This window comes from Methylobacterium nonmethylotrophicum (assembly GCF_004745635.1).
Lineage (GTDB): Bacteria > Pseudomonadota > Alphaproteobacteria > Rhizobiales > Beijerinckiaceae > Methylobacterium > Methylobacterium nonmethylotrophicum.
The window spans coordinates 473,277-485,817 of sequence record NZ_SRLB01000001.1; the positions used below are offsets into that span (position 1 = coordinate 473,277).

Genomic DNA, 12,541 nt, shown 5'->3' on the forward strand with positions numbered 1-12,541 from the left:
ACCATGCGCTGGGAAGATTTTCGCACCTCCGACAACGTCGAGGACCGTCGCGGCGAGGGCGGCGGCGGGGGCGGCTTCGGATTCCCGGGCGGCGGCGCCGGGGGGCTGGGCATCGGCACGATCGTGATCCTGTGCATCATCGGCTGGGTCACCGGCATCAACCCGGCGATCCTGATCGGCGGCGCCGAGCAGATGACGCGCCCGCGCGCGCCGCAGGAGCAGCAGGGCCAGCCGCAGCCCGACCGGCGCACCGGCGCCCCCTCCGACCAGACCGGCAAGTTCGCCGCCGCGATCCTCGGCAACACCGAGGACGTGTGGAACCAGGTGCTGCCGAACCAGACCGGGCGCCAGTACACCCCGACCACGATGGTGCTCTATACCGGCGGCACCCGCAGCGGCTGCGGCCAGGCCCGGGCCGCCATGGGCCCGTTCTACTGCCCGCTCGACAAGAAGGTCTATCTCGACACCTCCTTCTTCAAGGAGATGGAGCAGAAGTTCCGGGTGAAGGGTGACTTCGCCTACGCCTACGTCATCGCCCACGAGGTCGGGCACCACGTGCAGGACGTGCTCGGCATCCTGCCCAAGGTCCAGCGCAAGCAGCAGCAGGTGGGCGAGCGCGAGTCGAACGCCCTCTCGGTGCGCGTCGAGCTGATGGCCGATTGCCTCGCCGGCGTCTGGGCCAAGAACTCGAACGACCGCTTCAACGCGCTCGAGCCCGACGACATCGAGGAGGCGCTGCAGGCCGCGAGCGCCATCGGCGACGACCGGCTGCAGAAGCAGAGCCAGGGCTACGTCGTGCCGGATTCCTTCACCCACGGCTCCTCGGCCCAGCGCATGCGCTGGTTCCAGACCGGCTATCGCAGCGGGCAGACCCAGTCCTGCGACACGTTCCGGGCGGCGCAGCTCTGATGGCAAGTCTCGATCAAGCCCGCCTCGACACCGCCCGGGACTTCGTCGCGCTGAACATCGCGGTGCTGACCGTCTCGGACACCCGCACCCTGGCGGACGACCGCTCGGGCGACACCCTGGTCGAGCGCCTGGAGAAGGCCGGGCACCGCCTCGCCGCCCGGGCGATCGTGCCGGACGATGTCGAGGCGATCCGCGGCCAGGTGCGGGCATGGGCCGAGGACCCGGGGGTCGACGTGGTGATCACCACCGGAGGCACCGGCTTCACCGGCCGCGACGTGACGCCGGAGGCGCTGGAGCCCTTGTTCGAGAAGCGGATGGACGGGTTCTCCGCCATCTTCCACCGCATCTCCTACGACAAGATCGGCACCTCGACGCTGCAGTCGCGGGCCACCGCCGGGGTCGTCTCCGCCACCTACGTGTTCGTGCTGCCGGGCTCGCCGGGGGCCTGCCGCGACGCCTGGGACGGCATCCTGGCGGCCCAGCTCGACTACCGGCACCGGCCCTGCAACTTCGTCGAGATCATGCCGCGCCTCGACGAGCACCTGAAGCGCGGGGCCGTCAGCCCCGGAGCAGGCTCCCCCGCAGGGGCTTGACCGGCACGCGGGCGCGCAGGGGCAGGCCCGCCCGCACCGCCTGCACCCGCACGAGGTCGCCGGCCCGCACCCAGCGGGTCCCGGTCAGGGCCTCGCGCCGGCCGGCGATCCGCTCGAACAACGGCGCGTGCGGGCGGCGCAGGCGGCCGATCGCCTCGGCCGGTGCGGTGGCGCCGAACCGGTCGAGCACCCGGATCCAGCCCTCCGCCGGGACGTCGCCGGCCTCCAGGCACAGCATCCAGGGCCGGCGCGCTGCGGCGGCGGCCGCGACCCAGGGGCTGGGGCCCCGCGCCACCAAGGCCGCGCCGGTGCTCTCCGCCATCGTGCCGACCTCCGGGTCGTCCGGATGCGCCGCCGCGATCACCGCATCGGCCACCACGCCCGCCGCGACGCCGGCCACCAGGGCCGCCAGGGTGTCGGCGAGGGCGTCGATGCGCTCCGGATCGATCGCGCCGGGGAGATGGATGACGGCCGTGAACATGATCGCGCCATAGCTTATGGGAGACGGCGCGTCTTGCCTCGATGGTTGGCACTTGCGCTCGTTCCTGTTTTGTTCGAATTTCCGCCGCGGGTCGGGCACGGAGGCGGGAATGGAATCGGAACGCGGGCCGGACCTCCGCCTCGCCGGATCGACCCCGCCGGCGCAAGGCCGCCGTGGGCGCGGCGCCACCGCCAACCCGACCGGCCGGTTCGAGGCCGCCGCGCGCGAGCGCTTCGCCGACGGGTGGGACATCGCCGAGGATCTGCCGCCCCTGCGCACCGAGGTGACGCTGGAGCGGGTGCGCAGCATCATCACCCGGAACGACTCGCCCGATATCGGCTTCGACCGCTCGATCAACCCGTATCGCGGCTGCGAGCACGGCTGCGTCTACTGCTTCGCCCGGCCGAACCACGCCTATGCGGGCCTCTCGCCGGGGCTCGATTTCGAGACGAAGCTCTTCGCCAAGCCCGACGCGGCGGCGTTGCTGGAGCGGGAATTGTCGGCCCGCGGCTACACGCCCCGCACCATCGCGCTCGGCACCGCCACCGATCCCTACCAGCCGATCGAGCGGCGCTACCGCCTGACGCGGGGCGTCCTCGAGGTGCTGGCCCGCTTCCGCCACCCGGTCGGCCTCGTCACCAAGTCCGACCTCGTGCTGCGCGACCTCGACATCCTGGCGCCGATGGCGGCCGAGGGCCTGGTGAAGGTGGCGCTGTCGGTCACGACCCTCGATCCCGGCCTCGCCCGCCGGATGGAGCCCCGCGCGCCCCGGCCCGAGAAGCGCCTGGCGGCGATCCGGGCGCTCGCCGCAGCCGGCATCCCGGTGATGGTGCTGGTGGCCCCCCTGATCCCGGGCCTCAACGACCACGAGGTCGAGGCGGTGCTCGCCCGCGCCCGGGAGGCCGGGGCGAGCGAGGCCGGCGGCGTGCTCCTGCGCCTGCCGCACGAGCTCGCCGACCTGATGCGCGACTGGTTTTCCGAGCATTATCCCGACCGGGCGGGGCGCGCCTTCTCGCTCCTCAGCCAGGCCCGGGGCGGCAAGGTCTACGATTCGACCTATGGGCGGCGCTTCACCGGGACGGGGCCCTACGCCGATCTCCTCGACCAGCGGATGCGGGTGGCGATGACGCGACTCGGCTATCCGGCGGAGCGGCTGCGGCTGAGGACCGATCTGTTTCGGGTGCCGGTGCGGGTGGGCGGGCAGTACAGCTTGTTCTGAGAGCCTGTTTGATTTGGTTTCCATGCTCGTCCCACCCACAACCTCATCCTGAGGTGCCGCGTAGCGGCCTCGAAGGAGGGTTCCAGGGATCCCGGCGATTTCTGGAGCCCTCCTTCGAGGTCAGTCGATCAAAGATCGACTAACACCTCAGGATGAGGTCGAGGGTCGGATCGAAGAGGCGCCGGCGATACTGGCTCCATAGGTCAAACAGTCTCTGAGAGGGGTGGTATGTCTTGTTCCCGTGGACGGCAGGGCGGTCCGGGGAGATGTGCCTGGGCTTCCAAAGGATTTTTCCCGGGACAGCCCTGTGCGGGCCTTGGAGAGGAGAATCCGCCCGCCCAGGCGGCAGGATTCGGTAACCTGCCGTAATGACCGACGCCCCGCCCTCCCTCGACACCCCCCGCCTCCACCTGCGCCTCGTCACCCCCGAGGACGCCGAGGTGACCAGCGCCATGATAACCCCGGCGGTGAGCCGGTGGCTCGGCTACTGGCCGGTGCCGTTCACCACCGCCATGGCGCGGGATCGGATCGCGACGGCGCGCGCCCTGGCCGAGGCCGGGCAGGCGCTTTCCCTCGCGGTGACCGCCCGCGGCGACGGCGAACTCCTCGGCTGGATCATGCTGCACCGGACCCGCGAGGAACCACGGACGGCCACCCTCGGCTACTGGCTCGGCGAGGCGCATCAGCGCCGCGGCTATCTGCGCGAGGCGGCCGCCGCGCTCCTCCCGATCGCTGTCGCGTGGCTCGACCTCGACCGGATCGAGGCCAGCGCCCAGCCGGAGAACGCCGCCTCCGTCGCGGTGATGCGGGCGCTCGGGATGACGTTTCGGCGCGAGGCGGTGATGCACGCCCCGGCGCGGGGCCGGGACGAGCGCGTCCACGTCTACGGCGTCGACCGGGAGAGCCTCAGCCCGGCTCCGCCACCAGGGTCAGCTCGAAGGTGATGCAGGCGGCGTTGGCGCCGCGGAGCAGGGCGCCCTCGTGGATGGCGCCGAAGACGTCCACCACCGCGATGTCGAGATGGGCGACCGGCCGCCCGTCCGGTCCAGGCCGCACGAGACCGTCGCGGATCCATACCTCGCTGGCGTCGGTTGGGATCACCCGTCCGTCGGCGAAGGCCGGCCGCACGATGCTGCCGATGCCGCGCACCCGCGCCGCCGCGATCCCATGCGCGAAGGCTGCCGCCTCGATCGCCGCGTGGATCTCCTGGTTCGGCTGGATCTTGACGAGCAGGCAGCCCCGCTCGGCGCCTCCGGGGCCGGCCGGCGTGAACAGCGAGAAGTTGGTCTCGGGGTCGGGCTCGACCCGCCAGGCCGCCTCGGCCGTGCCCCAGACCTCGGCCCGGACCGGTTCCGCCACCACGACCTCGGCGGGCAGCATGTGCCCGGCCCGGCGGCGCCCGTCGGCCTCGGTCCAGGCCCCGTGGACGTGCAGGAAGGCGGCGCCGTCGCGCTCGCCGAAGGTGGCGCTCGCCCGCTCGAGCCGCGTCGTGCCCGGCGGTCGGAAGGTCTCGCTGTAATAGGCGGCGAAGCGCGGCTCGGCGGAGAGCGCCGGCATCACGTAGGCGAAGGGGGCGAAGCCCCCGCCCGTCAGCTGCACCACCCCGCCGCGCATCCCCGCCTCCGCGAGGGTGCCGGCGACGGCCGCAAGCAGCGTCGCCCCCGGCGCGAGCCCGAAGACGAGGTGGGTGAGCCCTCCGCCGGCGGCGAGCCAGCGCTCGGGCCGCACCGGCCCGGGCTGCGCCAGGGTGGCGAAGGCCGCCGGCTCAGGCCGCATCGGATCGGCTCTTGTCGCCGAGCAGCCCGGCCGCCTCCAATTCCTCGCGCACCATCTTCTTGGTGATCTTGCCGTAGCCGGATTTCGGCAGCGCGTCGCGCAGGATGACCCGGCGGGGCAGCTTGTAGCGGGCCACCTTGTCGAACAGGAACGCCATCACGTCCTCCTCCGAGAGCGTCATGCCCTCCCGGGGCACGCAGACTGCGATGCCGATCTCGCCCCAGGTCGGGTCCGGCACGCCGAGCACCGCCGTCTCGGCCACCGCCGGATGGGCCAGGATCTTCTCCTCGATCTCCCGCGGGTAGATGTTCGAGCCGCCCGAGATGTACATGTCGGAGGCGCGCCCGGTGATGTACAGGAAGCGCTCGGCGTCGAGATAGCCGAGGTCGCCGGTGCGGAACCAGCCGTCGCGAAACGCCTCGGCATTGGCCTTCGGGTTCTCCCAGTAGCCGGCGAACACGGCGGGACCGCAGACGCAGATCTCGCCGGTCTCGCCGAAGCCGACCTCGCGGCCTTCCGGATCCTGGATCTGCACCTGCATCCCGGTGCGCTCGAAGCCGCAGGTGCCGATCTTCACCCCCGGCCCGTCCTCGGCCTCGTGCAGGGCGGGCGGCAGCACCGTGATGTTGCCGGTGACCTCGCCGAGGCCGAAATACTGCACGATCACCTGGCCCAGGCTGCGCAGGGCCCGCTTCTGGTCCTCGCGGTACATCGGCGCGCCGGCATAGATGATGTAGCGCAGGGACGAATGGTCGTGCGCGTCGACCGCCGGGTGCTCGACCATCATCTTCAGGATCGTCGGCACCGTGAACATGTTGGTGATGCGGTGGCGCGCCACCAGGCTCCAGACCTCCGCGGCGTCGAAGCGCTCGCCCGCCGGCAGCACCGAGGTCACCGCGCGGGCGACCTGCGCCACCGCGTGCACGCCGGCCCCGTGCGAGAGCGGCGCCACCACCAGCGAGGCGTCGGTCTCAGGGCTCGTGCCGGGCATCAGGTCGCAGAGATGGTTGGTGACGACGAAGGCCATCTGGCCGTGGGTCAGCACCGCCGCCTTCGGCTTGCCGGTGGTGCCGGAGGTGTAGAAGAACCAGCACGGGTCGTCGTGCTCGACCCCCACATTCGCCACCGCCTGGCCGGCGCCCTCCGCCACCACGGCCTCGTAGGCCTCGCCCTCGGCCGGGCCGTCGCCGATCACCACGACACGGCCCAAGGAGGGGCAGGCGGCCCGCACGGCGGCGACGTGGTCCGGGTAATCGGCGTGGCACAGGAAGGCGGCCGCGCCCGATTGGCCGGCGAGGTACGCGACGTCGTCGGGCATCAGCCGGAAGTTCGTCGGCACGAAGACCGCGCCGAGCCGGAAGGCCGCGTACATGATCTCCAGGATGGCGTTGCCGTTGCGGGCATGGACCAGCAGCCGGTCGCCCTTGGCGATCCCGCGGGCGGCGAGCCCGAACGCCAGGGCGGAGACCCGGGCGTCGAACTCGGCCCAGCTCCAGCTGCGCTCGCCCCACACGAAGGCGGCGCGATCCGGATGCCGCGCGGCGGCCTGGGTGAGGGAATGGGCGAGGTTCATCACCCGGCGCGACATCGGGGTCATCATCGGTCGCTCCTCCGGCTCGTCGTGCTCACGGGTGGCCTCCTCCCTGGCGGCGCCGGACCTTCCTGGCCTGTCTGCGCCGTACCGCGAGAGCTTACGACGCCCGGGGCGGCGAGCGGAAGCGTCGGGTCGGCATGGCCGCGTTACGGTACGCGAGATCTGAAGCTCAGCCGGTGGTGCGGGGTGAGGCCGCGCGTTGCCATCGCGGCCCGGTGGGCGGCGGTGCCGTAGCCCACGTTGCGCTCCCAGGCATAGGCCGGGTGGCGGCGCGCCAGCGCCCGCATCAGCCGGTCGCGCACCACCTTGGCGACGATCGAGGCGGCGGCGATCTGCGGCACCGCCCGGTCGCCGCCGACGAAGGCCCGGCAGGGCAGGGGCAGGCCGGGCGGCACGTCGCGCCCGTCGACCGCCACCTCGGCCTCGATCCCGAGCCGCAGGACCGCGCGGCGCATCGCGTCGAGGGTGGCGGCGCGCACGTTGATCCGGTCGATCAGGTCGCGCGAGCCGCCCGCCAGCGCCACCCGCCCGGCCGCCGCGATCCGGGGCGCCAGGCGCTCGCGGGTGGCGGCGTCGAGGCGCTTGCTGTCGTCGAGGGCTTCCAGCAGGTCGGGAGGCAGGGCGGCGGGGTCGAAATGGACCGCCGCCACGATCACCGGGCCGCACAGGGCGCCGCGGCCGACCTCGTCGCAGCCGATGAGGACGGGGTAGCGGGCAGCGAGGCGGGCATCGAAGGGACGCATCGCGCAGATGTGCACGCGGTCCGGTTTCGAAATCCCTCCCGATGCAATCGGTGACGTTTCCTTCCGGGCCGCGCAGCGCGATGATCGGCGGCAACGAAGGCGCGCCGAGGCGCCGGACCGGGGAGGGTGCGCGCTCGAGGCCTGCGCGTCGATGACGCGCTCGCGCCTCGGCCCGCGGCTCTTGGCTCGCGGCATCTGGCACGCGTCATGCCGCTCCCGGTCTCCGGTCCCGCTCGGCCCGGATTCAACCGCTGGAGGTACGCCGCCCATGAAGGTCGCCCTCGCCGTCGCCGCGCTCTCCCTCGTCCAGCCGACGCATTCCTGGTATCCCTACGAGTGCTGCTCCGACCAGGATTGCGAGCCGATCTCCGATGCCGTCGAGGTGCCGGGCGGCTACCAGACGCACGGGATCTTCGTGCCGATGGCGAAGGTGCGGCCGAGCCAGGACGGGCGCTACCACTGGTGTCACCGCGGCACCTACGTGTTCTGCTTCTTCGCGCCGCTCGCCGGCTGAGCCGGCGCTCCGTCGGGCACCGGATCGCGCCCGGCGCGTTCCCCGACGGGCGCTCCCGCCCCGCCCGTGCGCAACGAGGAGGATGCATGACCACGCCGCCGCAGGAGAATCGCATCCTGGCGCTCGCCTACCCGATCGCCCTCCTGGCCGGGGCCCTGGCGATCGGGTTCTGGACGCTCGACGAGATCCGGATCACCCGGTCCCGCGCCCTCGCGGCGCAGCTCTGGTCGCAGCCGTGACGGGGCGGAGCCCGGCGGCTCCGCCCAAAAAAGGACCGCGCTCCCTGGGGAGGCGGTCCTGAAGTCATTGGGTCTCGAAACCTCTGGAGGAGGCCCGGCCCGCCGGCATCGCGGGGGCTGGGGGGCTGGGAACCGGAGCGGCCGGCGGACCGGGCCAAGAGGTCACTGCCGGTCTACGCGCGCATCAAGGCCGGCGCGCGGCGTGATTGCGGCGTTTTGTGGGCGGCGGCGCCCGTCCTTGTGCATTTCCGATTCGTACCGGCGCATTCCCGGCGACCTGTCGCTCCCGCGCAACCCTTGCGGGGCCGTTTGCGGAATCCCATCATGGTCCGGGCGGGTCCCGTCGCGCTCCGTCTCGGCGTGCGATCCACCCGGCAGGCAGTCGCGCCCCGTCGAGAGCGCGAATCATCCCGACAGGCAGGAGAAGCGATGAGCGAGGGAGAGACGGCCGAGAGCTGGAGCGCCGGCGCCGGGGCCCATGTGGTGCCTTTCCCGCGCGCCGCACCGCAGGTGTCATTCCATCGCGACGAGCTGCGCGTGATCCTGAACCTCTACGGCCGCATGGTCTCCGAGGGCGAGTGGCGGGACTACACGATCGACTTCACCCGCGAGAAGGCGGTGTTCGCGATCCACCGCCGCACCTCCGAGCGGCCGCTCTACCGCATCGAGAAGGACCCGCGCCTCGCCCGCCGCCAGGGCGCCTACGCGGTGATCGCCGAGACCGGCCGCATCCTGAAGCGCGGCCACGACCTGGCGCAGGTGCTGCGGGTGCTGGAGAAGCCGCTGCGGGTGGTGTGAGCGGCGATCCGCGGACCTGTCTCAGTCGAGCCGGCGCACCATCCCCGTTTGCCGTGCGGGCCTCGCAGCATCGCACGCCCATGAGACGCCCCGGCCGTTCTCGCGATCAGGCGCTCTTCGGGAACGGCACCACGACCCCCTCGTCCTCCGCGCCCCGCATCACCGCCTCGATCATCCGGGCGAGGGTCGCCTGGTCGTAGGGCTTGGCGAGGCGCGGCAGGCGGGCGGCGTCGTCGGGGGCGAGGTCGGCGTAGCCGGTGGCCAGGATCACCTTGAGGCCCGGCCGCTCGGCGCCGACCCGGGTCGCGAGCTGCAGCCCGGTCATCTCCGGCATGGCGTGGTCGGTGAGCACGAGGTCGAGGGTGCGGGCGCGGCGCATCAGCTCGAGGGCCTCCTGGCCGGAGCGGGCCTCGATCACCCGGTGGCCGAGATCCTCCAGCATCGCGGCGGTGTTCTCGAGGACCAGCGGATCGTCGTCGACGACGAGGACCACCTGCGAGGGCAGGCCGCGGGCGGCGGGCCGGCGCGGCGGAGCCTCCTCGGGGCCGGGCGCCACCGCCTCCGGCCCGTGCGCCGTCGCCTGCCCGGGCGCTTCCCGGGCCGCGACCGGCAGCCAGATCTCCGCCGTGGTGCCGGCCCCCGGACGGCTGCGCAGAACCAGGCGGCCGTGGGACTGGGCCGCCAGGCCGTGCACCATCGACAGGCCGAGGCCCGTCCCCTTGCCGACGCCCTTTGTGGTGAAGAACGGTTCCTGCGCCCGGGCGAGGGTCGCCTCGTCCATGCCGGTGCCGGTATCGGTCACCGACAGGCAGAGCATCGGCGCCGCATCCTCGGCGAGGCGGCCCGCGACCGTGATCGTGCCGCCCTCCGGCATCGCGTCGCGGGCGTTGACCACGAGGTTGAGGAGCGCGAGCTCGAGCTGGTGCGCGTCGACAAGGGCCGGCGGCAGCCCCGTCGGGAACCGGGTCTCGATCCGCATGCCCGGGCCGATCGACCGCTGCAGCAGGTCGCCCATGTCGCGCACCAGGCGGTTCAGCTCGACGGGCTCGGGCTTGAGCTCCTGGCGCCGCGCGAAGGCGAGCATGCGCTGGGTGAGCGCCGCGCCGCGCTCGGCACCCTGCACGGCGTTGTCGAGCAGGCGCAGCAGGCGGGGATCGTCCGGCAGGCGCTTGCGCAGCAATTCGAGGCTGCCCAGCACCGCCATCAGCAGGTTGTTGAAGTCGTGGGCGACGCCGCCGGTGAGCTGGCCCACCGCCTCCATCTTCTGCGCCTGCGCGAGGGCGGCCTGCGCCTGCTCCAGGGCCTCCTGCGCGCGCTTGCGCTCGGTGATGTCGCGGGTGACCTTGGCGAAGCCGACGAGCGCGCCGTCCTCGCCGATGATCGGGTCGATGACGACGCTCGCGAAGAACCGCGTGCCGTCCCGGCGCACGCGCCAGCCCTCGGCCTCGAACTTGCCGCGCTCCGCCGCGGTGGCGAGCGCGCGGGCCGGCGCGCCCGCGGCCCGGTCCTCCGCGGTGTAGAAGCGCGAGAAGTGCTGGCCGACGATCTCCTCGGCCGCGTAGCCCTTGATGCGGCGGGCGCCGGCATTCCAGTTCGCCACCACGCCGTCGCGGTCGAGCATGAAGATCGCGTAGTCGGTCACGCTCTGCAGCAGCAGGCGGTAGCGCTCCTCGCTGGCGCGCAAGGCCGCGGCCTCGCGGGCGGCGCGCTGGGAGAAGCGGCGGTCGATGGTGGCGGCGCAGAGCGCCAGGGCGAGGACCAGGAAGGTCACCGCCGTGACGCCGGCGGCGAGGCGGACCTGGTCGAAGCCCGGCCCCGCATCGCCGTGATCCGTCCCGGAGGCGTGGGAGAACGCCAGGCCCTGCATCGCGGCGTAGTGCATGCCCGCGATGGCGAGCCCCATCGCCCCGGAGGCGGCGACCCGCTGGCCGAGCCCGCTCTCGCGCAGGGCGAGCCAGATCGCCACGCTCGCGGCCCCGACCGCGATCAGCACCGAGGCGGCGACCCAGGCCGGGTGGTAGTGGAGCGTCGCCGGCAGGCGCATCGCCGCCATGCCGGTATAGTGCATCGAGAGGATGCCGAGCCCGGTGACGAGGCCCGCGAGCGCGATCGCCGCCGGCCCGGGCCGCCCCGCCTGCGCGATCGCCAGGCCGATCGCCGTCACGGCCACCGGGAGGGCGAGGGAGACGAGCGTCAGCCCGAGCCCGTAGGTGATCTCGAATCCCGGCAGCCGGAAGGCCAGCATCGCCACGAAGTGCATCGACCACACGCCGCCGCCGAGCACCAGGGCGGCGGTTCCGAGCCAGGCCCGCCGCGCCCAGCCGGTCGCCGCCTTCATCCGGCTGGCGAGGTCGAGCGCGACGTAGGACGCCAGCATGGCGATCGCGATCGAGAGCGCGACCAGGACGGGATCATGAACGCCGGCATGCGCCATCGGGCACCTTGGGACTCGCGCGGACCGCCGCCGGAACGGGACTGCCCATCCCCGGCTCGGCCGAGCCGGGGAGCTTCAACCCTCTTATGTTAGACCAGGTTGCAATCCCGCGCGATGCACGGGATGGGAGCTTTACCGACGCAAATCGGCAGGTTTGAGTTGCATTCCTACCAGGCCGTTGGCTTTGGGTTGCGCTCGTCGAAGCCTTTCTGATGCCAGTAGGGATAGATCGGCGTCTCCTGGCTCGCCGCGTCGAGGCGGGCGATCTGCGGGGGATCGAGCGACCAGCCGACCGCGCCCAGATTCTGCTTCAGCTGCTCCTCGTTGCGGGCGCCGACCACGATGTTGGCCACGGTCGGGCGGCTGAGCAGCCAGTTGAGCGCCACCTGCGCGACGCTGCGCCCGGTCTCGGCCGCCAGTTCGTCGAGGACGTCGACGATCCGGAACAGAGCCTCGTCGGCGACCGGCGGCCCGCCCTCGGCGCCGCCCGCGGCGATGCGCCCGCTCGCATTGGCGCCCCGCCGGATCTTGCCGGTGAGGCGGCCCCAGCCGAGCGGGCTCCAGACCATCAGGGCGACGCCCTGGTCGAGGCCCAGCGGCATCAGCTCCCACTCGTAGTGGCGGCCGACGAGGGAGTAGTAGCCCTGATAGGCGACGTAGCGGGCGAGCCCGTAGCGCTCGGAGGTGGCCAGCGCCTTCATCAGCTGCCAGCCGGAGAAGTTCGAGGCGCCGACATAGCCGATCTTGCCCGCCCGCACGAGGTCATCGAGGGCCCGCAGGGTCTCGTCGACCGGGGTGAGCGCGTCGAAGCCGTGCATGAAGTAGACGTCGATGTGGTCGGTGCCGAGCCGGCGCAGGCTCGCCTCGCAGGCGCGCACCAGGTGGTAGCGCGACGAGCCCTTATCGTTCGGCCCCGCGCCCATCGGGAAGGTCGCCTTGGTGGAGATCAGCGCACGGTCGCGCTTGCCCTTGAGCGCCTGGCCCAGGATCTCCTCCGAGGCCCCCTGGGAGTAGATGTCGGCCGTGTCGAAGAAATTGACGCCGGCGTCGAGGCACAGGTCGACCATCCGGCTCGCCTCCGCGACGTCGGTCTGCCCCCAGCGCTGGAAGAATTCGTTGCTGCCGCCGAAGGTGCCGGTGCCGAGGCTCAAGGCCGGGACCTTGAGGCCGGACCGTCCGAACTGCCGGTATTCCATGCGCGAACCCTCAATCCTTTGCCGGGCGGCGCGGGAGGCGCCCGG

13 protein-coding genes are annotated in these 12,541 nt (G+C 72.5%); 7 read left to right on the forward strand and 6 right to left on the reverse strand.

All coding sequences use genetic code 11. The features are described 5' to 3' along the window. The first annotated feature begins 3 nt into the window (after positions 1-3). Positions 4-909: a KPN_02809 family neutral zinc metallopeptidase gene (gene ypfJ / locus EU555_RS02255; RefSeq protein WP_135412801.1), complete on the forward strand. Its 906-nt coding sequence runs from the start codon at positions 4-6 to the stop codon at positions 907-909. Continuing rightward, complete coding sequence (moaB, locus tag EU555_RS02260; protein ID WP_135412802.1) at positions 909-1,502, forward strand: molybdenum cofactor biosynthesis protein B; 594 nt, start codon at positions 909-911, stop codon at positions 1,500-1,502. Before ypfJ ends, moaB begins: the two co-directional genes overlap by 1 nt. Here the strand turns inward: moaB and EU555_RS02265 are convergent. Continuing rightward, a complete protein-coding gene (locus EU555_RS02265) occupies positions 1,468-1,983 on the reverse strand; it encodes a hypothetical protein (RefSeq protein ID WP_135412803.1) in 516 nt (171 codons plus the stop codon). The genes moaB and EU555_RS02265 overlap by 35 nt on opposite strands. Positions 1,984-2,092: 109 nt before the next feature. Between EU555_RS02265 and EU555_RS02270 the strand changes: the two genes are divergently transcribed. Both EU555_RS02270 and EU555_RS02275 read left to right on the forward strand, forming a co-directional pair. Next, positions 2,093-3,202: a PA0069 family radical SAM protein gene (locus EU555_RS02270; protein WP_135412804.1), complete on the forward strand. Its 1,110-nt coding sequence runs from the start codon at positions 2,093-2,095 to the stop codon at positions 3,200-3,202. Positions 3,203-3,570: 368 nt separating this feature from the next. Next, positions 3,571-4,146 carry a GNAT family N-acetyltransferase gene (locus EU555_RS02275; RefSeq protein WP_135412805.1) on the forward strand — a complete coding sequence of 192 codons (576 nt, stop codon included), beginning with the start codon at positions 3,571-3,573 and terminating at the stop codon, positions 4,144-4,146. Here the strand turns inward: EU555_RS02275 and EU555_RS02280 are convergent. The 3 genes from EU555_RS02280 to EU555_RS02290 all read right to left on the reverse strand — a co-directional run bounded on the left by EU555_RS02280 (position 4,109) and on the right by EU555_RS02290 (position 7,315). Further along, entirely contained in the window at positions 4,109-4,978 is an 870-nt protein-coding gene (locus EU555_RS02280) for a PCC domain-containing protein (RefSeq protein ID WP_135412806.1), read from the reverse strand. The two genes, EU555_RS02275 and EU555_RS02280, sit on opposite strands and share 38 nt — an antisense overlap. Beyond that, positions 4,968-6,575, reverse strand: a complete 1,608-nt coding sequence (locus EU555_RS02285; protein ID WP_135412928.1) for an acyl-CoA synthetase — start codon at positions 6,573-6,575, stop codon at positions 4,968-4,970. Before EU555_RS02285 ends, EU555_RS02280 begins: the two co-directional genes overlap by 11 nt. A gap of 143 nt (positions 6,576-6,718) precedes the next feature. Then, on the reverse strand, positions 6,719-7,315 hold the full coding sequence (locus EU555_RS02290; protein WP_135412807.1) for a ribonuclease HII: 597 nt from the start codon (positions 7,313-7,315) through the stop codon (positions 6,719-6,721). Positions 7,316-7,583: 268 nt separating this feature from the next. On the opposite strand from EU555_RS02290, the gene EU555_RS02295 reads away from it, so the two are divergent. The 3 genes from EU555_RS02295 to EU555_RS02300 all read left to right on the forward strand — a co-directional run bounded on the left by EU555_RS02295 (position 7,584) and on the right by EU555_RS02300 (position 8,866). Next, positions 7,584-7,829 (forward strand): hypothetical protein, encoded by a 246-nt coding sequence (locus EU555_RS02295; RefSeq protein ID WP_135412808.1) that lies wholly within the window; start codon positions 7,584-7,586, stop codon positions 7,827-7,829. Positions 7,830-7,915: 86 nt separating this feature from the next. Further along, on the forward strand, positions 7,916-8,068 hold the full coding sequence (locus tag EU555_RS35995; protein WP_167858413.1) for a hypothetical protein: 153 nt from the start codon (positions 7,916-7,918) through the stop codon (positions 8,066-8,068). A gap of 429 nt (positions 8,069-8,497) precedes the next feature. After that, positions 8,498-8,866: a DUF2794 domain-containing protein gene (locus tag EU555_RS02300; protein ID WP_135412809.1), complete on the forward strand. Its 369-nt coding sequence runs from the start codon at positions 8,498-8,500 to the stop codon at positions 8,864-8,866. 106 nt (positions 8,867-8,972) lie between these two features. Here the strand turns inward: EU555_RS02300 and EU555_RS02305 are convergent, their stop codons facing one another. After that, a complete protein-coding gene (locus EU555_RS02305) occupies positions 8,973-11,300 on the reverse strand; it encodes an MHYT domain-containing protein (RefSeq protein WP_135412810.1) in 2,328 nt (775 codons plus the stop codon). Positions 11,301-11,467: 167 nt separating this feature from the next. Next, positions 11,468-12,496 (reverse strand): aldo/keto reductase, encoded by a 1,029-nt coding sequence (locus EU555_RS02310; protein ID WP_135412811.1) that lies wholly within the window; start codon positions 12,494-12,496, stop codon positions 11,468-11,470. Positions 12,497-12,541: the final 45 nt, after the last annotated feature.